This is a genomic window from Enterobacter sp. RHBSTW-00175, assembly GCF_013927005.1.
GTDB lineage: Bacteria > Pseudomonadota > Gammaproteobacteria > Enterobacterales > Enterobacteriaceae > Enterobacter.
Genome location: NZ_CP055930.1, coordinates 4,599,574 through 4,622,792, shown reverse-complemented (window position 1 = coordinate 4,622,792; position 23,219 = coordinate 4,599,574). Strand labels below are relative to the sequence as shown.

Sequence of the window (23,219 nt, the reverse complement as noted above, 5' to 3'; positions counted from 1 at the left end):
CCGTTGCTGGAAGGCCAGAACCCGCTACGATGAAGCGCAATATTTGCCGGTACTCGAAGCGAAAATGCCCCTGGCACCGGAAATCAGAAATTACTCAACCAGGGTAATAAAATTCAATTCGTATTCCACTCGGCTCATAGCACATCATGTGCATAGACGGCCCCTCGCGGATCAAGGTGGGCTCGAATTCAATTTCGACCTGATTTGCCTTCAACACTTCAAGGATCTGATACAGACCCTCTTTGGTTTCCACCCGCAAAGCCAGGTGATGGAGCCCGACATTATTTTTACGATTGAACTGAACAGGCTCTTCTGTTTGCGTTTTCCAGAGCGTGAGCGTTATTGCGCCGTCTTTCACAAAGATGGCCGGATAGTCTTCGCGTCGTTTAACTTCCTGCCAGCCCAGTAAACCAGTGAAGAACGCGGCGCTAGCTTCAAGATTTGATACGGCTAAGCCAATATGTTGTACACCATGAGTCACTGACATTGTTCCTGTCCTCTTTCTTAAAGGTTTCCGTTTTTTTAAGTGAGTCCATTCACCATTCTGCTCGCCCGGCCCCGGGCCGACGAGCTTCTGAAGGGAATCAACCCGCCTGATGGACATTACGATCAAGAAATTCCCGAACGTCATCGCCTATCTCTTTCGCATGCGTTTCAAGCGCGAAGTGGCCGGTGTCATAGAAGTTTATCTCGGCATTCGGGATATCGCGCTTCCAGGCTTCGGCACCAGCGGCCATGAAAAACGGGTCGTGTTTTCCCCAGACCGCCAGCAGCGGTGGCTGATATTCCCTGAAATACTGCTGAAACAGAGGGTACATCTTCACGTTTGAAGCGTAGTTCAGCAGCAGGTCCAGCTGGATCTCCGCATTGCCCGGCCGCACTACCTGCATCCCTTCAAGTGAATAGCCGTCCGGGGAAACCAGACTCGGATCGGTGACACCTTCCAGATACTGCCATTTGATTGACGCAGGAGTTGGAAAATCGCTCAGTGCGCTCCGGTTTTCGGGGGTCGGGTCGGCCCAGTATTTCTGAATAGGTGCCCAGGCCTCTCCCAGCCCCTCTTCGTAAGCATTTCCATTCTGGGAAATGATGGCGGTAACCCGCTGAGGATGCGCCAGCGCAAGACGCCATCCGACGGGAGCACCGTAGTCGTGAACCATCAGGGCATATGAGTCGAGGCCCAACGCTTCAGTGAATACGTCGATGGTCTCAGCCAACTGGTCAAAGGTATAAGCGTAGTCACCCCGCTCTGGTGCCTCGGTAAACCCAAAGGCTGGCAAATCCGGCGCTATCAGACGATAACGATCAGCCAGTTGGGCAATAAGGTCACGGAACATAAATGATGAGCCCGCGAAACCGTGCAGCATCAGCAGGACTGGCGATGCCGGATCGCCTGCTTCACGGTAAAAAACGTTAACATCGCCCGCCTGTTTATAGCGGTAATGAACCTGTACTGGCGTGTTATCTGCAGTTGATAACCCCGAGAATGAAGATGTCATAACAAACCTCATGTAACCGTTAAAGTGTGAAATTGAAGGTTACACACAATTATGGTAACCTGTCAAAAATATTTAATGGGTTACAGGTGCGTATGGAAATCAAAAATCCTTCTTCCCCGCCGCTCTTCCTGGCCGACAACCTTGCGCTGGACTTTATCAACAGCGAGTACGGGACAGGCGACGATCGACACGATTGCTTTGATGACGATCGAAGCGTTATCGACTGGCTGCAAACGGCGGGCCTTGTGCCGAAGGGAACTGTGGCTCCGCCTGAGTTACTGGGGGAGGCTCGCCAGCTTCGCGATGCAGCCAGAGCAGTCGTACATGCCGCGATGAAGTCCAGTGAGGCAGACCTGACGGTGATTAACAGAATGCTTGAAACAGGGCGTCCTGAAACGAGGCTGGAATGGGATCAGGATACGCAGCGCTATCGTGTGGATGTTCGCTCAGTCGCTGACAGCCCCGCAGGCCTCCTCTGGCCCGTTGCCAACGCGCTGGTAAAACTGCTCACGGATGACAAATTCGAATACGTTCGGCAGTGTGAAGCCCACAACTGTATTTTACTGTTTCACGATTTGAGTAAATCCCATCGCCGGCGCTGGTGCAGTATGGCCACCTGCGGTAATCGCATGAAAGTGGCCGCATTCCGAAACAGAAAAAGCTCATAGCAAACCAGGCCGCACCTGCAAACGTGTGGCTTCAGGACATGCTCGTAAGAATATACCGTGCCAGCCTGGCAGGCAGATTTAGCGCTTCGCGTATTGAATGGATTGAAAGTGAACTGGATTATCTGGAATGATCGACGATATCTAATTTCCTCGATGCCATTACATGGCGAGTACAGGCTCACTGTCCCCGGCGAGCGCATCAGTATTATTCTCGACAAACTGCAAATGAAACGCGCTGTCATGGAGAGCCTGGGTTTATCAGGCAAACCTCAAGTAAAAGCCATCAACCGGAGTTGATCGGCAGGACAATAGTAAAAACATTCCCCTTTTTTTCGATTTATATCCGCTCTCACCAGTGCCACCCTCCCCCTGCCTGAAACGTAATTTATCCCTGAAGAAGGTTTTCTTTTCAGAAAACCCTCTTTCGTTAAAGAAATTTTTCTTTATCTACTCATTGATTTAAATGAATATTATGGATTTTTAACCCATTTCAAAAAATATAATTCATAATCAACGCTTGACCAAGTAGAACGATCGTTCTACCTTTAAGTCATGAACAAGAGGCCACTGATAAACCATGAACAAGAAGCCAACTGATACGCGAGAAAAAATCCTCGCAACCGCCGAGCAGCTTATCTATCAGAACGGGATCCATGCTATGGGCATGGACCTTCTGGTAAAGACCTCTGGTGTTGCAAGGAAAAGTATTTATCGCCATTTCGCGAACAAAGAGGACGTGGCATCGGCCGCGTTGAACGAACGTGACGAACGGTGGATGCAGTGGTTCAGAACCGAGTCTGATAAAGGCAAAACGCCTCAGGATCGCATTCTGAACATGTTCACGGTTCTGAAAAGCTGGTTTGAGTCTGAAGGCTTCCGGGGCTGTGCCTTTATCAACACAGCCGGAGAAGTAGGAGACCCGGAGGATCCCGTTCGCCAGATAGCGAAAATGCATAAACAAAAACTGCTGGATTATGCGCTCGAACTCTGCGGGCAGCTGAACACTGAACACCCTGCAGATCTGGCAAGACAACTGCTGATTCTGATTGAGGGGGCTATCACCATGACATACGTGATGGGCGACCGGAACGCCGCTGACAACGCACGGGACGTTGCGAAAGTTTTGCTGGAACGGGTCTCAGCCGGGGCCTGAGTATCGAATATTGCTATTACCTATAAACCAAGTTAACAGGAGTTTTACCATGACAGATACACAAGTTCGTCCGCCGCTTCCGCCATTTACGCTGGAAACTGCTATTGAGAAAGTTCGACTGGCTGAAGATGGCTGGAATTCCCGAGACGCGGCAAAAGTCGCGCAGGCTTACTCGCTGGATACCAAATGGCGTAACCGCGCCGAGTTCGCGAATAATCGCGAGGAAGCCGAAGGATTCCTCGCACGTAAGTGGAAAAAAGAGCTCGAGTACCGCCTTATCAAAGAACTGTGGGCTTTTGGCGGAAACCGTATCGCCGTCCGTTACGCTTACGAATGGCGTGATGGCTCAGGTAACTGGTTCCGCTCTTACGGCAACGAAAACTGGGAGTTTGAGGCCGACGGCCTGATGAAGCGCCGATTCGCATGTATCAATGACATGCCTATCAAAGAAAGCGAGCGCAAGTTCTTCTGGCCGCTGGGGCGTCGTCCAGACGATCACCCAGGCCTGTCTGACCTGGGTCTGTAAGTCATTGAGTTACCCCGCGTAAGGCCCGCGACTACTTTCCTGGTCGGGGTTTTACTCGGCCAGTTGATGTAAAAGCAAGCTGGTTGGTGCGGGGAGCGCTTAAGTTTTCTCAGCGCGTGGTTTTTCAGGATCAAGTACACGTGATGTACTTTACCCTCATAAATCGCTCACTATTTAATAGCAAACAATATTATTAAGGCCGTATTATGAATATTAAATCTGTGTTGCTGACTGCCGCAATGGCAGCCGTTTCCGCCAACAGCTTTGCCGATGCTTCTCAGCCGGATCGTCACGTGCAGGAATTTCTCAATGCCCTGAACGGTGCCGGAGGTAAGCCTATTGAACAATTGTCTCCACAGGACGCACGTCAGGTGCTAATCAACGCCCAGAAAGGTGCGAAACTGCCTGCTGCCGACGTCACTGAAAAAACGATCAACGTTGATGGCGGCTCCATCAAACTTCACATTGTGAAGCCTCATAACGCACAGGGGACCCTGCCAGTCTTCATGTTCTTCCACGGCGGTGGCTGGATACTGGGCGACTTTGCGACGCACGAACGCCTCGTTCGTGACCTGGTCAGTGAGTCCGGTGCTGCGGCCGTTTTTGTCGACTACACGCCATCGCCGGAAGCGCATTTCCCGGTTGCGATTAATCAGGCTTATGCAGCAACCCGCTGGGTTGCCGAGCACGGTAGCGAAATTGGCGTTGATGGTGGTCGCCTGGCGCTGGTAGGTAACAGCGTAGGTGGGAACATGGTTGCAGCCGTAGCGCTCCAGGCCAAACAGCATAAGGCACCAGCCATCCGCTATGAGGTGATGCTCTGGCCTGTAACTGACGCGAATTTCAACACCGGTTCTTATAACCAGTATGAGAACGGGTATTTCCTGTCGCGTAATATGATGAAATGGTTCTGGGATGCCTACACAACAAAAGAAAGCGATCGTAACAACATCCTGGCATCGCCGCTGCGTGCCACGCCTGAACAGCTGAAGGGACTGCCACCTACTCTGATTCAGACTGCTGAATTTGACGTGTTGCGCGACGAAGGCGAGGCGTTTGGCCGCAAGCTCGATGCCGCCGGCGTCAACGTGACGGTTACCCGCTATAACGGGTTAATTCATGACTACGGTCTGCTGAATGCACTGAGCGACGTGCCTGCCGTGCGGACCGCACTTGGCCAGGCCGCCTACGAACTGAAAGAACACCTGAAATAACTGCCAGTTGGCCGGTCGTTTTCCTCGGCCGGTTGTTTTTGCCCTCTGCCTGTTGTCCGGATTGCGCGTGATATTTTTTGGAACCGGACCATTCAACACTTTCACACTTCCCCCGTTAAGCGTGCGGTCTGTTACCTATCGGAGGCTTTTTTCGACTCAGTAATAACTGATAAACAACCAATCACACGGCATGTCGTTCCGCTGCAGGTAACGAAGTCATGTACCTGTCTGGCGGTAGCGCGCCTCGAGTTTGTCGAGAAACGTGAATAATGCTCTGTTCATTTCGCTGTAGTCGTGGCTCCGCAATTCTTCCGGTGTCTGAACGAATCGATAGTCTGCGGCCCGACGTAAATCCCTGTCAGAATGCGCGATCAGCAATTCGATAAGGGGCTGTGTAAGTTCCATATGGCACTGAAACCCGTAGACCAGCTCAGAATAAGCAACTATCTGTCGTGGGCAACCTTCGCTCCAGGCGACGATCTCCGCCGCGGGAGTAAGTCCCGGCATGTCGTTATGCCAATGCCCGACATCAAGCTTATTACCGAAGTGAGAAAACAGCGGGTTCTGCTCGCTCTCAGCGGTCATAAAAATTGGAAACTTGCCGATCTCTTTTTCCGGGCTGTGCGCAAAGCGTGCGCCCAGGGCTTCCCCAATCAGTTGGGCACCCAGGCAAACGCCGATGACGGCTTTATCCATACGCACAGCAGAGGCAATAAGCGCCTGTTCAGCTCTGGAATCAAAATGTGCACATTCATCAGGGGTGACGGACGGATCCTGTGGCCCCCCCATCACCACCAGCAGATCGATATCCCCTGCATCTTCAGGAAGTTTTTGACCCGCATAAACGCGCGAGAAGGTTGCTTCGTGGCCACGAATCATGGCCCAGGTTTCAAACGCGCCGGGTGCTTCAAAATGTTCATGTACAATAAAATGTACTCGCATAGGTTTATATCCTTCTGAATCTTGTTAAGTAATAAGTCAGGCGCACATCCCCCTGCGAAATACCGGTCGGGTAACGCCAGTCGGATCATGATAGACGTGAGGTTTGAATCTGAAATGCCAGTAAGTATCGATAAAGCGCCAAGACACGATGACTCAACAGGCTGGTCAGCAACGGCCATTTCCTACCGGCGCGGGGAAGCGGATCCTCCCCATTACCACCTGGAAGGACAACTTTTATACGCTAGCAGTGGCGTTCTGCTGGTTGAGGCCGCAGGCAGGCGATGGGTTATACCCCCTCAGCGGGCGCTCTGGCTCCCACCGTTGATGGAACACTCATACAGACTTCTGTCGCATACGGAGCTGCGCGCGGTTTACCTCAGCCGTAGCCTGATTTCTGAATGCACACATTTCACAAAGAATGATCGGGTACATGTGATCGACGCAGTTCCGCTGGTAAAGGAGTTAATAGCCAGCCTGTTTATTAGTGATTACCACACGCTGACGAAGCGAAAAATGGCACTTTTACTTCTGGACATTATCGGCGAGGCAGCATCCGTACCCGCAGAACTACCGATGCCGCGCGATGACCGATTATTCCGTGCCGCAGGAGAGCTGATGCTCAGCCATCGCTGGGAAACCTCGTTAACTGATATGGCTGACATAGCAAACATGTCGGAAAGGTCTTTCTCCCGCCTGTTTTTACGTGATACGGGGTTCAGCTTCCGGACATGGAAGCAGCGCGCAAGAATATACGCATCACTGGATCTTCTTTCTGAAAACGTACCTGTTAAACAGATTGCCTGGCAGCTTGGTTTTTCTTCGCCAGCCGCATTTTCTGCTGCGTTTCGCGCAATTATGGGTGTAACACCCGGTGAGTTTTGACAGGAAGTCAGGTGGTGAACGGTGACAAATCGGATATCGCTGCAGCCCGGCTCTTAGGTTGCCGGGCTGAGTCAGGAGGGGATCAGAAAGGCCTGGTCGGCAGGTATTTGCCGTCCAGGGTGATCACCGCGCGGTGGCCCCCCTCTGGATCTTCAACTTTCTTGATATCCAGTTTGAAGTTAATGGCGCTGATGATGCCGTCACCGAACTTCTCATGGACAAGAGTTTTAAGGGTGGGTCCGTAAACTGACATCATTTCGTAGAAACGGTAGATTGTCGGATCGGTCGGAATGCCATCGGCAAAGCTGCCGCGAACAGGCACTGACTGCAACAGTTTAACTTCATCAGCATTCAGGTCGAGCTTCTTGCCGACAACTACTGCTGCGTCGGCAGGTAACGGATGCTGACCAAGCAAGGCCGCGGTAACGAAGGCTTCCGACAAACCGGTCCCGTCAACGATTTCTGCGAAAGAGAGTTCCTTGCGGGCTTTAGCCTGAATGATGGTTTCAGTAAGTGCCTGACGTGCAGCCTGAGTGACTTGGGTCTGGATCATGGTCTTTTCTCCTGGTAAGTAAGAGGTTCAGGCAACATGCCTGGCTTGTGAGGAAACGGCGTTTACTTCTGGATTTTCAGCAAGGGATACGAAGGTACCGGTTCTGCCATCAAAAGCATCAATACGACCGCTCTCAATGTCATAGATCCAGCCGTGCAGCGATATCCGGCCTTCTTCAAGCGCCAGACGAACGGAAGGATGAGTCTGGATATTAGCCAACTGAGCGATGACGTTTTCGCGCACCATAGCCGCGACTTTAGCGGACTGGTCGGGATGCTGTCGGGCCTCATTCACCACACGGGCAGAGTCGGCATAGCGCAACCAACTCGACACGGCGGGCATATGATCGAGGCATTTGCAGGTGGCAACGGCAGTCATGGCGCCACAGTCAGAGTGACCGCAAATCACGATGTCATTTACCTTGAGCGCGGCGACCGCATATTCCACAGAGGCTGAAACGCCGCCGGGCTCCGGGCCATAAGACGGTACAATGTTCCCGGCGTTACGGATCACAAACAAATCGCCGGGTTCACGCTGGGTAACCAGCTCAGGTACCAGACGGCTGTCAGAGCAGGAAATGAATAATGCTCTCGGACTCTGCTGATTGGCCAGACTTTTGAATAGCTTAACTCGCTCGGGGAAGGCATTTTTCTGGAACTTCAGAAAACCTTCAATAATCTCTTTCATGGTTGCGATCTCAGTGTCGGTTGTGTGCGACAAAGAGTAAGCAATCTCTGGTATAAGATAAAAGTCTAAAATATTATGGATTAATTCAGATAATCTTATGAGGTAAATTATGCTCGCCCGGCGTATACGGTATTTCCAGGCGGTTGCTGAACATCTCAGCTTCACCAAAGCTGCAGCATCGCTGCACGTCTCTCAGCCAGCTCTCTCACAGCTCGTAAAACAACTAGAGGAAGAACTTGGCACCCAGTTATTCGATCGGTCTGGTCGTACAACACGTCTGACAGATACCGGGCATGCTTATTTTCAGTATGTTCGCCGTGCGTCTCATGAGCTGCGGGAGGCTACGCGCGCGATCCACGACGTAAACGATCTCAGCCGTGGATCGCTTCGCTTAGCCGTGACGCCAACCTTCACAACGTATCTTGTCGGGCCGCTGGTCGAGGCATTCCACCTTCGCTACCCAGAAATTACCCTCAACGTGCGGGAGATTTCGCAGGAAAGCATGGAAGAGCTACTCCAGGAAGGAGAGCTGGACCTGGGGATAGCATTTGGTGATGTTCACTGTCCGGACATCGACGCGATACCGTTGCTGGACGAAACGCTTGCCCTGGTGGTCAACACCGGGCACAGGCTTGCGAAGGAAAAATCCGCCGGGTTACAGGCTCTGAACACCGAGTCCCTCGTATTACTCAGCAAGGAATTCGCGACCCGCGAACAGATTGACAGCTACTGCCGTAAACACAACATTCATCCAAAGGTGCTGATGGAAGCTAACGCTCTCGGAGCGGTAATAGAAATTGTCAGCAGGACATCTTTATCCACGCTCCTTCCCGCCAGAACCGCCCTTGCCCAGGATAATCTGGTGGCGATCGCGCTCGAACCCGAGCGCCTGACGCGAACCGCGGTTCTCATGCGGCGAAGGGATGCTTATCAGAGTTTTGCTGCCCGCGCATTTACTGAACTGGCAGTAGAAGTATCCGCTCAACTGAACGGGTAACCGCCCTAATCACAGTTACAGACAGGCACTGCTAATCTCTTAAGACCCGCAGCCAGGTCAGCGCAGTCGCAGTAATGCTCTGCGCAAATATTGAGGCTGACTTCAGTAAAAGAGTGGTTACGGCGGCGATTGAAATAGTTTTGATAATTTTCATGGATGGATTGAGAAGCTTGTGAAGGCTGCAACAGCAGTCCTGTGCCAGGAGCGGACATTGTTTACCCGCGAAGCCAGGGGGTTATCGTAAGCCCTGTGAGCAACCCTTCAGGACTAAGCAGACGAGTAACGGTTTGCCCCCAGGGTTCTGTGCGGTTAGCCACCAACAGGCGATAACCCTTCTCACTCAAAATACGGGTAGCAGAATCGAGATCCTGAACTTCATATTCAATCCATCCCTGCGGTATTGGGTGTTCGGTTGGCCACTCCCCAGTGCCAAAACATGAATTTGCGGCCTGTGATAACGGCCAGACGGCAAAATGCTTGACGCCCTTCAGCATGTTTTCCGATAACAGGTAATCGCAGTTACCCTCCATTGGCTTAAGTGGCAGACCGAGTACCTGTACATAAAACTCAAAGCTGTCTTCAGCATTCTGCGAGATGGGCCCAAACCCAGCGACAAACAAGACGTCAACTCCCGGTAAATTCTGCGACATACCAGCTTCCTTAATTGTCTGAAATTGAACCCTGAATTTATCCTACCACTCACTGAATCACCACGCCCAATTTTGGCATTTTAGTGCCTTATAAGCGGCAACAATAACGTCTTCTCCTCGCGGTGAGTTCAACCGAGGGATGCAACACGGTTAAGTCTTTGCTGACTGTGAACCGATAAGTCAGTACCTTTTGGAAAATATTGTCTGAGCAGCCTGCTCGTATTCTCATTTGAACCGCGTTGCCAGAGAGACTGAGGATCACAGAAATAAATCTGAATGTCCGTCGCTACAGTAAACCGGAGCCCTGCCCCCCGTATCGAGTAAATCTCAACGGAAGTGATCCCTCATAGTGTGATACCCCTGGTGCTGTGTAAATCGTATCTATTCTTGCCATGTTCAGTAATTTATCAGCCGTTCAGCCATCCGGGTGTTTAAATGGTTAAAATAAATAACATATACATTGCAGAATTAATTTTTCTATGTCTTAATAGCGACATCGGTTTGGAAAACAGACCTTATGAAAGCAGTTTTAGTAAAGCAGTCCTCTGTTCAAGAGCTATCCATAGATATCCCTTCTTCATGAGCCTCCTCCTAAGTGCCAAATAAGTAACTCTCTAAATACAGGCCATCTTCGCCGCTTTTAAGTGGCTCATAAATTAAGGAATTATCAATGTCTAATAAAATGACTGGTTTAGTAAAATGGTTCAATTCAGATAAAGGTTTTGGCTTTATCACCCCTGACGACGGCAGCAAAGATGTATTCGTACACTTCTCTGCTATCCAAAGTGACAATTTTAAAACACTTGATGAAGGCCAGAAAGTCTCCTTCACCATTGAAAATGGCGCTAAAGGTCCCGCAGCTGGTAATGTCTCACCGCTGTAATCCGCGCTAATTATAAGTAATACTTGCGATAGCGATGAAGACAATAGTCTGAGCAGTTAAGTATTACTGATAGTAAAAGAACCCGCTCTGTGCGGGTTTTTTATTAACCACATCTATTATGAATTCTGATATCTTCTCTTACTGTCAACCAGAATAAACTCACCGAAATTTCTAACCCAGAAGCTAAACATCTTTCTTACGCAGGAAGAATGTCCATAGCAAAAAACATTCATCTGGCAGATTATCTGCTGTTTCTGTATCTTTTTTGTCAAAAACCTTGTTTTTCTGCTGTTTTTAACATTTATAAAGTTATCTAAAAAAAACACAAGTAATTATCATATTTAACGTGTATCGTTGTCGTCCCTTATCGTAGGAGATTCAGATGTCAGAACGTAAAAAAATGCAAAATCGTCGTAATTACCTGGTCAAATGTCAGTGCCCAAACTGTTCAAAAGATTCAGAACATAGTTTTAGCCGCGTTCAAAAAGGTTCTCAGCTTGTCTGCCCATTCTGTAGTACTTTGTTCAAGTCTTCAAAATGATTGCCGGCGCGTTCTTGTTGACAATTAAAGTTAAAAAAATCAAGCGCCCCACCGTTATCAATATTTCATAAAAAACCATAAAATCAGTGCAATGATGCTGTTGCAGGTCGTCTGTTCATTAACACACTTTATTGTTAATACAGCCCGTTAACGTCTGCTTTCAGGCCGTTCATGCGGGAGACCTGCACTTGATTATACAGAACAGCACACCTGTAAATCGGTATAAATTACTGTTCTGATTTTAAATTATTGGTCTCTCGTTCAGCTTGCAGTTCTTTTTGTTCAAACCTAATAACTGACTCATATCACCGAACCACACATGTTTATTTATCACAAAGAATTACTTTAGACGCTGCGGGCCCTTTGTTACCGTTATAAACGGTGTACTCAACCTTCTGCCCTTCAAACAGAGTGTTAAAATTATCACCCTGTAGCTCCGAAACATGAACAGAGATATCTTTGCTTCCATCAAGAGGAGAGATGAAACCAAAACCTTTGTCTTCCTTAAACCATTTTACCAGGCCTATAAATCTTGAGGGCATACTGACTCCAATAACACATGATAAGAGTGGTTATAAACGTATAATATTAAACTTACGGACTCAAAAGGAGGGGGTATCAGTGATAGCACCTGGGAATGAGTACTGTCCGGAAAAATGTTTACGTTTGCTTGTACTTCAAACAAATCATTTCATTAAGGCACGGACACTGATAATAAGCAAAATATTCTTTCACGTCCGACTCTCCAGGTCTTGTAGTGGTTACTTTTTTGGGCTTACATAGCGCATGATCCGCCTGGATGGGCAATGTCTTGATACAAAAATAAATGCCAGTTGCTCAGGCATAGCAACTGGCATATTCACCTACTTGAACTCATCCTGCGAGTGCATAAATTTCTGTCAGTGCAACATCATTCAATGGGGAAGCGGTATTGATATCCCTGACGGAGCCAAATACCTGATGGAACACCGGTAATCAGAACGACTTTATGTTCAGACATTTTTTAATCCTTCAGCAGAGGAACTGTTTTCCGTTGATGATGTTGAAGCAGGGCTTTTTATCCTGAACCAGATGGAATACATAGCCGGCAGGAACACCAGTGTCAGAATCGTTCCGGCGAACGTGCCACCAATCAGCGTGTAGGCAAGCGTCCCCCAGAATACCGAATGGGTTAGCGGGATGAATGCCAGGATAGCCGCCAGAGCCGTCAATATCACCGGACGCGCACGCTGAACGGTTGCTTCGACGACCGCGTTGAACGGACTCAATCCTTCCTGTTCGTTGTGATGGATTTGCCCGATCAGGATCAGTGTGTTGCGCATCAGGATCCCCGACAGCGCGATCAGACCGACCAGCGCATTGATGCCAAACGGCTGCTGGAAAATCAGCAATGTCGGCACCACGCCGATTAAGCCAAGCGGACTCGTGGCAAAAACCATGACCATTGCCGCAATCGAACGCACCTGCAAAATAATGATGAGCAGCGTGAGTGCGATCATGACTGGAAACAGCGGCAGCATCGCCGTGGTGGCTTTAGCCGCTTCTTCGATCGACCCAGCCTGTTCAATCCGATAGCCGGAAGGTAACTTCTCGATGATCGGTTGTAACTTCTTCAGGACAACAGTGGACACGTCAGGAGGTTGCAGACCTTCAGCGATGTCTCCGCGAACCGTGATGATCGGCATACGGTCGCGGCGCCGCAACAAGGGGTCTTCCATACGCACATCAACGGCCCCCACCTGTGACAGTGGAATGCGTTGCCCTGCTGAACCGATCAATGTAAAGTCGGCGATCTTCGCAGGGTCCAGGCGGATATCTCCGGCTGCACGCCCCATAACCTGCACTGAACGAATATCCTCACGCACTTCTGTGATAGGGACACCACTCAACAGGAACTGTAACTGTAGGGACACTGAACTGGATGTCAGCCCAACGGCCTGGAGGCGATCCTGATCGAGTGTAAAGTGCAGGGTCGGTACACGCGGCCCCCAATCCGTGTTGACGGTGCGCATCATTGGAGTGGCGCGCATTATACTCTCTACTTCACTTGCAATCTCACGCAGCTTGTCCGGATCGGGGCCCATAACGCGGTAGGCCACGGGATATGGCGAAGGCGGGCCGAACACAATCTGGGTGACACGTACCTGAGCTTCAGGAGCCAGCCCGTCCGCCACCGCCTGGCGCAGTCTGAGCTTGAGGGCTTCCCGCTCCTTATCATTACCCGCGAGTATCACGATTTTAGCGAGTGACGGATCGGGCAATTCAGGTGACATTGCCAGGAAGAAGCGTGGTGCCCCCTGACCAATGTAGGACGTCACAATCCTGGCTTCCTTTTGCTTTGCCAGCCAGGCTTCAACTTTTGCTGTTGCAGCGCTGGTTTGCTCAATGGAGGTACCATATGGCATCTGAACTTCGACAAGCACCTCTGGACGATCGGAAGTTGGGAAGAACTGTTTTTTTACATGTCCCATGCCAACGACAGCCAGCACAAATATCCCTATCACAGTACCCGCTACCAGCCACTTGCGTGCGATCACTCTACTGAGTAGTTGTCGAAAACGGTTGTAGTTGCGGGTGTTATAGATGGTGTCTTGCCCCCCAACGACTTTCCCGAAGTCCGGCAGTAGCTTCACGCCCAGATAAGGAGTAAATGCCACCGCCACCACCCAGGACGCGATCAGCGCGATACCGACGATCCAGAACATATTGCTGGTGTACTCGCCTGCCGTGGAAGGTGCGAATCCATTGGGCATAAAACCGATGGCAGTAACCAGTGTACCGGACAGCATAGGGGCCGCCGTGTGGCTCCATGCATAGGCGGAAGCTTTGATGCGGCTGTAGCCTTCCTCCATCTTCACTACCATCATTTCAATGGCAATAATGGCGTCGTCAACCAGCAGGCCCAGCGCCAGGATCAACGATCCTAGTGTGATGCGATCAAAGTTCTTGCCTGTAGCTGCCATGATGACGAACACAACAGCCAGTGTCAGCGGCACGGCCGCCGCAACGACGATACCGACACGCCAGCCCATGCTGAGAAAGCACACCACCATAACGACGAGCAGGGCAACAAAGAACTTGACCATGAACTCATCTACCGCCGAGCTAATGTTGACAGCCTGATCGGTCACTTTGCTAAGCGTCATTCCCAGAGGGAGTCCAGCATTGATACTGGAGACTTCCGCCTCCAGAGCCTTACCCAGATCGAGTCCATTCCAGTCGTCCCGCATAACGATACCCAGCAACAGTGCTGGCTCTCCGTTGTTGCGCACCAGGAAAGTTGCCGGATCCTCGTATCCGCGTTCAACCGTTGCCACATCCGACAACTTCAGCGTCTTCCCCTGAACCACGATTGGGGTCTGGCGAATCTTCTCCAGATTGTCGAATGCACCATCGATGCGAACAAAAACCTGCGGCCCCCTGGTCTCGATAGAACCTGCAGGTGTCAGTACGTTCTGGCTGTTGAGCGCAGTGAAAATGTCCTGAGTGGTGACGCCCAGAGTGGCCAGACGGTCATGGGAAAAAGAGACGAAAATACGTTCAGGCTGCTCTCCGATGATGTTGACTTTTTTCACGCCGGGCACGTGCAGCAACTGCTGACGCAACGATTCCGCATCGCGCGCAAGCAGGCGCTGTGGTTCACCTTTGGCCTTGAGGGCAAAGAGTGCGAACGTCACGTCCGCATATTCATCATTAATCACAGGACCAATGACGCCGGCAGGGAGCTTCTGGGCCTCGTCCCCCAGTTTTTTGCGTGCCTGATAAAACTCCTCCTGGACTTCCGATGGCGGAGTGCTGTCGCGCAGGGAAACCATAGTTACCGCCAGACCGGGCCGCGTGAAGGTTTCAGTGCGATCATACCAGCGCAGTTCCTGTAGGCGCTTCTCCAGGGGATCAGCTACCTGGTCCTGCATTTCCTGCGCAGTTGCGCCAGGCCAGGCGGTAATCACGGTCATCTGCTTGATCGTGAACGGAGGGTCCTCCGCACGCCCGAGTTCGAAGAACGCAAATATACCCGCTATCGAAATCAGAAAGATCAGAAACAGCGTTATAGAGCGCTCGCGTACCGCAAGCGCCGAAAGATTGAAGCGGCCATTGCTCATTGCTGGCTCCCGGCAACACCCAGGGATGCCATCCGTACAACCTCACCCTCACGCAATAAATGCGCGCCAAGCGCGACAACCTGCTCGCCTGACTTGAGACTACCGGTCACTCTGGCCGCATCGTCACTGATACCGATCACCTGAACAGGCCGCCATAATACTTTGGCTGGCTTTCCCGAAATGCCCCAGACTCCCGGACCTTTGCCTTGATCATAGATTGCCGCTAACGGCACCTGCATTATCTGGGAGTAAGTTCTATTTTCTGTAAGCTGCAGTGTCACTGTGGAGCCGAGCGGCGCGCTGGCCAACTCGCCGCCAAGCACATACCTGGCTTCAAAAGTGCGAGTGACAGGATCAGCCGCATCGGAAAGAAGGCGCAGTCTGGCGGAAACAGACTGCTTTGCATTGCCATACAGCGTGGCCAGAGCCTCACTGCCGATGGCTGGCCTCAGCGTTTCAGGCAACTGCACAATAGCTTCGCGCTGCCCTGCTCTGGCCAGCCTGATGACTGGCTGGCCTGCAGCAATCACCTGACCGGGTTCGGCCATCGTATCCATTACCACGCCATCGGCATCCGCCAGAAGTAAGGCGTAATCAGTCGCGTTCTGGGCCACATTTGCCTGCGCCTGAGCGGCACTGAGTTCGGCGCTGGCCGTATCCGCTGCAGCCTTTATCTGATCGTAAGCTGATGCCGATACGGCACCTGCACTGACCAAACCGCGATAACGCGATTCATCATCCGCAGTTTGCCGGGCGCGAGCTTTTGCGGCCGCGACAACCTGTTGCTGAGCATGAGCCTGCAACCGCAGGTCAACGGGATCCAGGCGCATTAGGGGCTGTCCGCGTTTGACCGTCTGGCCGGTATCGACCAGACGGTCAAGGATTTTGCCCTGCACTCTGAAACCCAAATCACTTTGGGTTCGGGCAACAACGACTCCAGTGAATGCGCGGGCAGCATCTCCCGCACTCACTACGGTGGCAACCCTGACCAGAGGAGGCTGAGTGCGGGGATCATCGGTGCTGGAAGAATCGCCACAGGCCGCAAGGGCCAGCGGCAACAGGCATACAGCAAAAGTGGCAGGTTTGAGCCAGAGCATGAGATTCCTTAATAATTTAGCAGGACAGTTTTCTCATACTCATTCAAGTGACCAAATAAGTCAATGGTCACAGTCAGGGTGATAAGCTTCTCAGTATCAATGATGACAGCAATACAGCAGCATGGGATGCTGTATCCAGGTTATATTGCAACTGTAAAGGGCAGATATAAGGTCGCATGACCAGATAAATGGCCTCTGCTGCTTCATCAAGGGGCGTTTTTCGTTCAAATTCTCCTGAATTCCGCCCCTCCTGGATAATGTGCTTTATCAGTTGATGCAGTTGCTCCTGATGTGCGGTTGCCGATGGCCAGTTATCTCGGGAAGCCACGGCTGCGATGTCATAAAGCTTGCGATCGTGAAAAAACAAATCACTACCGGCCTCTGTCAGTGCCCTTAACAAGCGCCGAATCTTTTCAGACGCAGTCGGTGCATCTGCAATAGCGTTACTAACAATTTCAGAGACTTGATTAAGCCTGTTGGCACAAATAACTTCCCCAATCGCCTGCTTAGAATCGAAAAATTTATAAATATAAGCTTTGGAAAAGCCTATTGCCTTTGCCAAATCGGACACGGTCGTTTTTTCGTAGCCAAAATGCCCGAAATGGTCTGTAGCTGCTTCTACAACCTGATCACGGACACTATGGTCCGAAGGACCCCGTCCGAGGATATCGTTAGTTTGTTTAGTCATTTCTCCAGCTTAGCTCAATGAGCCCTTATTGACAACGAGTGACCATTTGGTAATGTAGTCACAACTCAAGTTTATCTCAAGGATTACCCATGTTCCCCCAACGTGTTCTTGCACTGATTGTAAGTACCAGCTTACTGGCGGGGTGCGCAGTCGGACCTGATTATCATCGTCCTGCGGCTCCACTTGAGGAGCATTTCCAGGCACAGTCATCCTTACAGCAGCGCAGACCATCCGACCCCGCCAGTTTAGCAATCTGGTGGAAAAGTTTTGGCGATCCCCTGTTGAACCAACTGGTTTCAGACGCGCTCATGCAAAACCTCGATCTCGCCCAGGCTTCCGCCAGGATGGTCCAGGCCCGGGCAGGGCTGGGAGCCGCGACGGCGGCACTGCTTCCCTCGGGAAATATCAGCGGACAGGCTACCCGCGCCTATCAGTCGGTTGAAACACCGCTGGGTCAGGTGCTTAGTTCAACCCCTGATTATAATCGCTACGGCAATTCCTATGAAACCGATATAAATGCAAGCTGGGAGATAGACCTGTTTGGTGGCCTGCGGCGGGGCCGTCAGGCTGCCCTGGCCGATTATCAGGCCTCTGATGCCGGGGTCGCGGCGACACGTCTTGCTGTCGCCGCACAGACTGCGGATATCTATATCACCCTGCGTGGATTACAGACCCGTCTGGATATTGCGAATAAACAGGTCATCACGCAACAGCAACTGCTGGAAAAAGTTCAGCTGTTGCACAGCAAAGGGCTGGCTCCGGAATATCAGGTTCGCCAGACAGAAGGCGCACTGGCACAGGTACAGGCAACGATACCGGTTCTGAATAATGGTCTCGATGCCGCCATGAATGCGCTGGACGTTATGCTGGGTACACCTCCTGGGACGCATCGCGCACAGTTGGCTTCACCGGGGGCTATACCTCATACACCCGCAATCACCGCGATGGGCACCCCGGCTGACCTGCTTCGCCGCAGACCCGATATTATTGTGGCCGAGCGTCATCTGGCCGCATCAAGCGCCCGTATTGGCGTGGCTGTCAGCGAGTATTATCCAAAGTTTTCCCTTAACGCCCTGCTTGGCAGTGCAACAACAGTATCAGGGGATAATCTTTTCACTGCAGGTGCCAGCCAGTCGGCAGGTGTGCTGGGGTTACGCTGGCGGCTCTTTGACTTTGGGCGTATTAACGCGCAAATAGAGCAGGCAAAAGGCCAGGAGGCAGAAGCACTCGCCGCATATCGTCTGTCAGTATTGCGTGCAACGGAAGACGTTGAAAACGCTTTCTCGGCACTGCTCAATCGCCAGATACAGGCAACCACGCTGACCGGCGGTGAAACCGCCCTGGCAAGCGCCCGACAGTCTTCTTTTATCGCTTTTCTGCAAGGAACAGCCAGCCTGATTGACGTACTGCACAACGATGAAACGCTTCTCCAGGCTTCCGATGCCAGAGCGCAGGCGCAGACAGAATCGGCCCGTGCGGCAGTAGCAGCATTCAGGGCGCTAGGCGGTGGATGGCAATCTTCATTACCTGGCGAAATAGCAAATAAAACTGGGTAAAGGAACTCACGGGCTTTATCAGCGAGAGCAAAAAATTGTTTATTTACATGCGCGTGACGGCAAAAAGGTGGCAATATGACGCGAATAGGCATCCTTGGGATAAATGATCTGACTGAAACCTTCCTGGTCGAATTGTTCCGCCTTGATCCATACGCTCACGTTTTTCTTTCAGCCGGGGATATGGAACCCGCAAACCTGCTGGCAAGAAAGTTTCCATGCTGGATTCAGGATGATGTTCAGGCAGTAATTAACGAAGTTGATACCGTTATCATTACGACAGGAACATCTTCCGCTGAAAATCCGCAGGAAAGACTTGAGTACCGAAAATCACAATTAGTCTTTTTTTTGGAAACATGGCCATCTATAAACAGTCAGGTAATTTCACCCCAGACAGATATAAACATTAACTTTATAACCGGGCATCTGGCGCTGGCTAACATTCCACCATTCATTCATCTAACAGAAGTACAAATTGATGACTATCTTTTTATTCTTAAAGTCCTGTTGGTTGCAATGAATTCCATGCATACGCTTGATGACAATTTGAGATCATCATCTCAATGCCCCCTACCCTGACAGTAATTTTGCAGGTGCTGGCTAAGACGCCTGGTCGTTACGTTGCGACCAGGCCGTGAGCAGGAATACGTGGCATGATCACAGTCCCGATAGCGTACCCTGTGACCTACCCTCGGTTGATTCTCGGATGCTGATTTTTGCTACCAGCGCTCTGGATATTTCCTCTCTTTCATCAAGTGAAAGCGCTAACGGATGCCGCTTTCGGACAGAGGGACGATATCCACCAGTCTGGTGGATAGTGGGCATAATAGAAGAATGATATCTGTCGAACATTCTGGCGATATCATGCAGGGAATCACCTTGTTTATACCTGTCCCAGATAATCGCCTTTTGTTCTGGTGTGTAGTAGATGCGCGTTCTTCGTTTCATGGCAACGTCCCCCTTGATTAAGGATAGCGTTGCATCGACCCGTTGAACTCACAGCCAGAAGCAGACTTAACCCTTTTATATTTATTACCTTATCTGAAGGCTTATTCAGAAATGAACTCTATTGACGATGGAGGACTTCATCGTTATTAATACGTCCACTACTATAAAATTGAGACGCCCAATGTGATTTCTTTCCGACCGATGACAAAAGATGAGTATCCTGCTTATGTCGAATACTTTGTGAATGATTATGCATGTGAAATCGAATCAAACTACGGGTTATCCCTTCATGATTCTCTCGCCAGAGCCAAGCAGGAGATATCGGAAATGCTTCCCGCGGGAGTTAACACGCTCGGGCAAGTGTTAATGTGTATTGTTGTTCAGTCGGACAAGGCGAACAACCATGTAGGTTATCTCTGGTACAAACCAGACTCGACTAAGCGCACTGTTTTTATCTACGATTTTCATATTTTCAACTCCAGCCAGGGGTTAGGACTTGGCAAACAATCTCTACGTGCTTTTGAAAAGTATCTGCAGGAAAAGGGGTTTAAAGAGATCAGATTGCGTGTTGCAGGTGATAATGCTCGCGCCCGGCATGTTTATGAAACCAGCGGATTCGGGGTTACAGGTGTCAATATGAGTAAATCGATTACAGACTGAGACACTGACGCGTGTTAAAACCCAGCCCCATAATTGAAACCCTCTCGGCTATTCGCTCATAAGGGACAACCATACTCAAATCTCCCACATTGCAGGAGATTTGAGTATGAACACATCACCGTGGAACAAAGACCGTATCATCGGCCAAAAAAGACCACTTCAGATATCTCATGTCTGGGGCGATATAGTTGATTACCATTTTGTTTGTAAGCACTGTGGTACTCAGTTTGTATTGGGTGCTGAAACCTACCATGGCAGCGGTGGTTATTGGTCGCCTGAAAATGAAAAACCATCGGAAATATTTGACTAACATCCGCTCATCGCTCAAAGCCGACCTAACGGCGCTTGAGGCGGTCTGCCTCGTGCCAAAAGCTATTATTGAGGCAGCAGCTCCACTCTGTGAAATTACAGAACGCTTAGAATATTAACTGAGAACAGTCACTATGAATAAATTGGTATTACTACTCCTCATCACTGCTGGATCTGCTTTTGCTGCCCCCTCAGTTGAGGTGGGCTTTTCCCCGGAAGGCAGTGCACAAAAGCTTGTTCTGGATACCATTAATACTGCGCATTCCTCTATCCAGATGATTGCATACGCATTCCAGGCTAAAGATATTGCTGCTGCACTAGATGCAGCAAAACAACGAGGCGTTCGAGTACAGGTCGTCATTGATAAGCGTCGAAACAGAGGCAAGACATCCCTGGATGCAATGCGCGATATAGCCAGCCATGGTGTGGAACTTCGCATTGACGGGCATTACCACATTCAACACGACAAGATGATGGTAGTTGATGGTTCTACTCTGGAGACGGGTTCATTCAATTACGCCAAATCAGCGGAATACGACAATAGTGAGAACGTCCTCGTTATCAAGAATATGCCAAAAATAGTGTCACAGTATCAGGAACATTTTGCTTCCCGATGGGCGATATCGGAACCATTTGAACTTAATAAACAGAGTTAACTCTCTCCACGCTAACCGCTTTTAATGTCTGCCTGTCGCTCATTGCAGACCTTCGGTCTCCAGCAGCTCGTCCGCTTCGTGCTAACAGCGGAAGTTGGAGCGCCAGAGACTCTAAAAGTTGATGGTTCTTTTTGCAGGGATGCTTACACTTACACCTCTGATTGTGTCCATGTATTATTCTCTAAATGTGATAAATTGTATGAACGTTAAGCTCAGGCGTAAATTATAATGGCTATACATCCCTAGCTCTCAACTTCAGCACCCTATTAAAAAGGAATAAAAATGGATCCGGATAAAATTCAAAACGATATTGATGCTTTATTGATTTTTATGAATGACGATATGGAACGAATCGGGGGAACTATAAAGGATACGTATTGGGGTTTTGCTCAGGGGCAAGGGGATCGTAATGCAGTAGAAAAGTTACATGGTTGGTCAGAAGAAAATTTATTTGGAATTATAAATAGATGCCATTCACGCGGCTTGTTGAAAAACATGTCAACCAGATACGATCGTGTGGTATTAACAGAAGAAGGACAGAGCCGCGCTCTGTCGGTTAAGCACGGTAAGAACCGCTCTTATGAACTTGCAAGGAGCAGTTATACCATTGGCGCTATCCATGTTGCCGGGTCAGCTCAGGTAGGCGATGGTAATACGCAAAATATTTACAATGTCTTTCAGGAAATAATAGACAAAATTGACCATGCTGAAGCGACTTCAGAAGAAAAGGCAGAAGCTAAGTCATTTTTAACAAAGTTCTTGGAGCATCCACTCACTTCTTCTGTGGTAGGAGGTGTTGCTGGTTCTCTTACCGGACTTTTATAAAAGGTAAGCCACATGGAAGAACTGAAGAAATCCATCGGCCTGAGATGTACTTTCTGCCACTCCGTGCTGTTTGCATTGCCACACGAAAAATACGCCCCTCTTCATGGCTCGCTGATTGTGTGCGCAAACTGCGGGCGCGAAAATGATGTGACTTCTCTCATCTTTGTTGTTAAGGCTAAAGCGATGAATACCGCAGAAGACTATGCAGACAAGCTCATTGATAAATTTCAAAAGGATTTAAAGAAAGCATTCAAAGGAAGTAAGCACTTAAAATTTAAATAAATTCTGTAAGAATGTTGCAAGCTATTAGTTAACCATCTGTTTTAAAAGAAGTTTACCTTTTCATGTTAAAATTTACTTTCATTTAACATGATGGTGAATAATTCTTAACACAAAACCATCTACTCAGGATTTTTTGTGAACCATATTGATTTACATAGCAATGAGTTATCAGGTGGTTTTACATCGATAATTTTACTTAAAAACAGGTGTGGTACCTTAGGGCTAGTTACGTTTTGCACAAGATTAAATGCTGGGTCTTTCTGACCTCAGCAATAACTTTATGGTGATTGTCTGTAATTCGCTCTTAGCAGACCTCGCAACGCTTCAGGCGGTCCGCTTTGTGCCAAAAGCGGACGTCAAAATGTCTGTTCAGCTAGCGTAAGTTGAGCGTTTCATAATGATATCTCTCTGCGGGTCTGACCCAACCTGAAAAATATGCTCACCCACCTCGGTAAACCCAAGCTTACGGTAAAAAGAGATGGCCCTTGGGTTATGTTCCCAGACACCTAACCAGACAGGATCCGATCCCTTTGTCTCAAATTCAGCAAAGCACTTTTGCATCAGTGCCTGTGCAAATCCTTTACCATGGTAGGGCTCATCTACATACAGGCACAGAATTTCTCCGGCATGGATGCTATTGACACAGGAAGGAAACTCTTCCCACCTTAGTTGAGCGTACCCAATCAGTTTGCTCTCGTATTCGCAGACTAATGTAATCCAGTCTTGTCTGAGGATTTCTTTCAACTGGATATTCGTTGAATAGCTTGCATGGCAGTGAAGATCCATATCCTCCTGAGTATTACCATCCTGGAAAGTCTTTCTGAAGGTTCGCTCGGCTAAAATAGCCAGCTCTTCTGCATCAGAGGAACTGGCCCTACGGATTAACATTTATCATTACTCTCT

General features: G+C 49.8%; 26 protein-coding genes and 3 pseudogenes. 16 read left to right on the top strand and 13 right to left on the bottom strand.

Annotated elements, in window-relative coordinates:
- Positions 1 to 94: 94 nt before the first annotated feature.
- Complete coding sequence (locus tag HV107_RS22385) at positions 95 to 487, bottom strand: VOC family protein (RefSeq protein ID WP_182060899.1); 393 nt, start codon at positions 485 to 487, stop codon at positions 95 to 97.
- Between the two features lie 97 nt (positions 488 to 584).
- Positions 585 to 1,499: an alpha/beta fold hydrolase gene (locus HV107_RS22380; protein WP_182060898.1), complete on the bottom strand. Its 915-nt coding sequence runs from the start codon at positions 1,497 to 1,499 to the stop codon at positions 585 to 587.
- Between the two features lie 92 nt (positions 1,500 to 1,591).
- Here HV107_RS22380 and HV107_RS22375 point away from each other — a divergent pair, with 92 nt between their 5' ends.
- The 5 genes from HV107_RS22375 (at position 1,592) to HV107_RS22355 (ending at position 5,060) form a co-directional block, all read left to right on the top strand.
- Positions 1,592 to 2,167 carry an ABATE domain-containing protein gene (locus HV107_RS22375; RefSeq protein ID WP_182060897.1) on the top strand — a complete coding sequence of 192 codons (576 nt, stop codon included), beginning with the start codon at positions 1,592 to 1,594 and terminating at the stop codon, positions 2,165 to 2,167.
- A 57-nt stretch (positions 2,168 to 2,224) separates the two neighbouring features.
- The gene (locus tag HV107_RS22370) at positions 2,225 to 2,464 is read left to right on the top strand and encodes a hypothetical protein (protein WP_182060896.1); all 240 of its coding nucleotides are present in this window, start codon (positions 2,225 to 2,227) and stop codon (positions 2,462 to 2,464) included.
- A gap of 280 nt (positions 2,465 to 2,744) precedes the next feature.
- The gene (locus tag HV107_RS22365; protein ID WP_182060895.1) at positions 2,745 to 3,320 is read left to right on the top strand and encodes a TetR/AcrR family transcriptional regulator; all 576 of its coding nucleotides are present in this window, start codon (positions 2,745 to 2,747) and stop codon (positions 3,318 to 3,320) included.
- A 49-nt stretch (positions 3,321 to 3,369) separates the two neighbouring features.
- Complete coding sequence (locus tag HV107_RS22360; RefSeq protein ID WP_182060894.1) at positions 3,370 to 3,846, top strand: DUF1348 family protein; 477 nt, start codon at positions 3,370 to 3,372, stop codon at positions 3,844 to 3,846.
- A 206-nt stretch (positions 3,847 to 4,052) separates the two neighbouring features.
- Positions 4,053 to 5,060, top strand: coding sequence for an alpha/beta hydrolase (locus HV107_RS22355; protein WP_182060893.1), 1,008 nt, complete (start codon positions 4,053 to 4,055; stop codon positions 5,058 to 5,060).
- Positions 5,061 to 5,276: 216 nt separating this feature from the next.
- Here HV107_RS22355 and HV107_RS22350 read toward each other — a convergent pair whose 3' ends face one another.
- Positions 5,277 to 6,002, bottom strand: a complete 726-nt coding sequence (locus tag HV107_RS22350) for a type 1 glutamine amidotransferase (protein WP_182060892.1) — start codon at positions 6,000 to 6,002, stop codon at positions 5,277 to 5,279.
- 114 nt (positions 6,003 to 6,116) lie between these two features.
- On the opposite strand from HV107_RS22350, the gene HV107_RS22345 reads away from it, so the two are divergent.
- Positions 6,117 to 6,884, top strand: coding sequence for a helix-turn-helix transcriptional regulator (locus HV107_RS22345; RefSeq protein ID WP_182060891.1), 768 nt, complete (start codon positions 6,117 to 6,119; stop codon positions 6,882 to 6,884).
- 82 nt (positions 6,885 to 6,966) lie between these two features.
- On the opposite strand, the gene cynS is transcribed toward HV107_RS22345, so the two are convergent.
- Both cynS and HV107_RS22335 read right to left on the bottom strand, forming a co-directional pair.
- Entirely contained in the window at positions 6,967 to 7,437 is a 471-nt protein-coding gene (cynS, locus tag HV107_RS22340) for a cyanase (protein WP_182060890.1), read from the bottom strand.
- A 27-nt stretch (positions 7,438 to 7,464) separates the two neighbouring features.
- Positions 7,465 to 8,124 carry a carbonic anhydrase gene (locus HV107_RS22335; RefSeq protein ID WP_182060889.1) on the bottom strand — a complete coding sequence of 220 codons (660 nt, stop codon included), beginning with the start codon at positions 8,122 to 8,124 and terminating at the stop codon, positions 7,465 to 7,467.
- Positions 8,125 to 8,233: 109 nt separating this feature from the next.
- Here HV107_RS22335 and cynR point away from each other — a divergent pair, with 109 nt between their 5' ends.
- Positions 8,234 to 9,121, top strand: coding sequence for a transcriptional regulator CynR (gene cynR, locus HV107_RS22330; protein WP_182060888.1), 888 nt, complete (start codon positions 8,234 to 8,236; stop codon positions 9,119 to 9,121).
- Positions 9,122 to 9,336: 215 nt separating this feature from the next.
- Here cynR and HV107_RS22325 read toward each other — a convergent pair whose 3' ends face one another.
- On the bottom strand, positions 9,337 to 9,771 hold the full coding sequence (locus HV107_RS22325) for a VOC family protein (protein WP_182060887.1): 435 nt from the start codon (positions 9,769 to 9,771) through the stop codon (positions 9,337 to 9,339).
- Between the two features lie 140 nt (positions 9,772 to 9,911).
- Positions 9,912 to 10,067: pseudogene (locus tag HV107_RS22320) on the bottom strand (transposase); the annotation flags it as partial.
- A gap of 374 nt (positions 10,068 to 10,441) precedes the next feature.
- On the opposite strand from HV107_RS22320, the gene cspA reads away from it, so the two are divergent.
- Entirely contained in the window at positions 10,442 to 10,654 is a 213-nt protein-coding gene (gene cspA / locus HV107_RS22315) for an RNA chaperone/antiterminator CspA (RefSeq protein WP_182060886.1), read from the top strand.
- Positions 10,655 to 11,036: 382 nt separating this feature from the next.
- Positions 11,037 to 11,195 (top strand): YnfU family zinc-binding protein, encoded by a 159-nt coding sequence (locus tag HV107_RS27130; RefSeq protein WP_220458419.1) that lies wholly within the window; start codon positions 11,037 to 11,039, stop codon positions 11,193 to 11,195.
- 323 nt (positions 11,196 to 11,518) lie between these two features.
- On the opposite strand, the gene HV107_RS22310 is transcribed toward HV107_RS27130, so the two are convergent.
- From HV107_RS22310 to HV107_RS22295, 4 genes are all read right to left on the bottom strand, one after another.
- Positions 11,519 to 11,737: a cold shock domain-containing protein gene (locus HV107_RS22310; RefSeq protein WP_182060885.1), complete on the bottom strand. Its 219-nt coding sequence runs from the start codon at positions 11,735 to 11,737 to the stop codon at positions 11,519 to 11,521.
- Positions 11,738 to 12,187: 450 nt separating this feature from the next.
- Positions 12,188 to 15,298, bottom strand: coding sequence for an efflux RND transporter permease subunit (locus tag HV107_RS22305; protein WP_182060884.1), 3,111 nt, complete (start codon positions 15,296 to 15,298; stop codon positions 12,188 to 12,190).
- A complete protein-coding gene (locus tag HV107_RS22300; RefSeq protein WP_182060883.1) occupies positions 15,295 to 16,395 on the bottom strand; it encodes an efflux RND transporter periplasmic adaptor subunit in 1,101 nt (366 codons plus the stop codon). The genes HV107_RS22305 and HV107_RS22300 overlap by 4 nt, the downstream gene beginning before the upstream one ends.
- 73 nt (positions 16,396 to 16,468) lie before the next feature.
- Positions 16,469 to 17,083 carry a TetR/AcrR family transcriptional regulator gene (locus tag HV107_RS22295; RefSeq protein ID WP_182060882.1) on the bottom strand — a complete coding sequence of 205 codons (615 nt, stop codon included), beginning with the start codon at positions 17,081 to 17,083 and terminating at the stop codon, positions 16,469 to 16,471.
- 89 nt (positions 17,084 to 17,172) lie between these two features.
- Between HV107_RS22295 and HV107_RS22290 the strand changes: the two genes are divergently transcribed.
- Together HV107_RS22290 and HV107_RS22285 are read left to right on the top strand one after the other, a co-directional pair.
- Positions 17,173 to 18,639 (top strand): efflux transporter outer membrane subunit, encoded by a 1,467-nt coding sequence (locus tag HV107_RS22290; RefSeq protein WP_182060881.1) that lies wholly within the window; start codon positions 17,173 to 17,175, stop codon positions 18,637 to 18,639.
- A gap of 75 nt (positions 18,640 to 18,714) precedes the next feature.
- Positions 18,715 to 19,215, top strand: a complete 501-nt coding sequence (locus HV107_RS22285) for a hypothetical protein (protein WP_182060880.1) — start codon at positions 18,715 to 18,717, stop codon at positions 19,213 to 19,215.
- Positions 19,216 to 19,335: 120 nt separating this feature from the next.
- On the opposite strand, the pseudogene HV107_RS22280 reads toward HV107_RS22285, so the two are convergent.
- Positions 19,336 to 19,584 (bottom strand): annotated as a pseudogene (locus tag HV107_RS22280) (IS30 family transposase); the annotation flags it as partial.
- 183 nt (positions 19,585 to 19,767) lie between these two features.
- Here HV107_RS22280 and HV107_RS22275 point away from each other — a divergent pair.
- The 5 genes and pseudogenes from HV107_RS22275 (at position 19,768) to HV107_RS22255 (ending at position 22,316) form a co-directional block, all read left to right on the top strand.
- Positions 19,768 to 20,244, top strand: a complete 477-nt coding sequence (locus tag HV107_RS22275) for a GNAT family N-acetyltransferase (protein ID WP_182060879.1) — start codon at positions 19,768 to 19,770, stop codon at positions 20,242 to 20,244.
- An 88-nt stretch (positions 20,245 to 20,332) separates the two neighbouring features.
- Positions 20,333 to 20,425: pseudogene (locus HV107_RS22270) on the top strand (integrase); the annotation flags it as partial.
- Positions 20,426 to 20,687: 262 nt separating this feature from the next.
- Entirely contained in the window at positions 20,688 to 21,209 is a 522-nt protein-coding gene (locus tag HV107_RS22265) for a phospholipase D family protein (RefSeq protein ID WP_182060878.1), read from the top strand.
- Between the two features lie 282 nt (positions 21,210 to 21,491).
- Positions 21,492 to 22,034: a hypothetical protein gene (locus HV107_RS22260; RefSeq protein WP_182060877.1), complete on the top strand. Its 543-nt coding sequence runs from the start codon at positions 21,492 to 21,494 to the stop codon at positions 22,032 to 22,034.
- 12 nt (positions 22,035 to 22,046) lie between these two features.
- Complete coding sequence (locus HV107_RS22255) at positions 22,047 to 22,316, top strand: hypothetical protein (protein WP_182060876.1); 270 nt, start codon at positions 22,047 to 22,049, stop codon at positions 22,314 to 22,316.
- Positions 22,317 to 22,685: 369 nt separating this feature from the next.
- On the opposite strand, the gene HV107_RS22250 is transcribed toward HV107_RS22255, so the two are convergent.
- Positions 22,686 to 23,204: a GNAT family N-acetyltransferase gene (locus HV107_RS22250; protein WP_060422975.1), complete on the bottom strand. Its 519-nt coding sequence runs from the start codon at positions 23,202 to 23,204 to the stop codon at positions 22,686 to 22,688.
- Between the last annotated feature and the right edge of the window lie 15 nt (positions 23,205 to 23,219).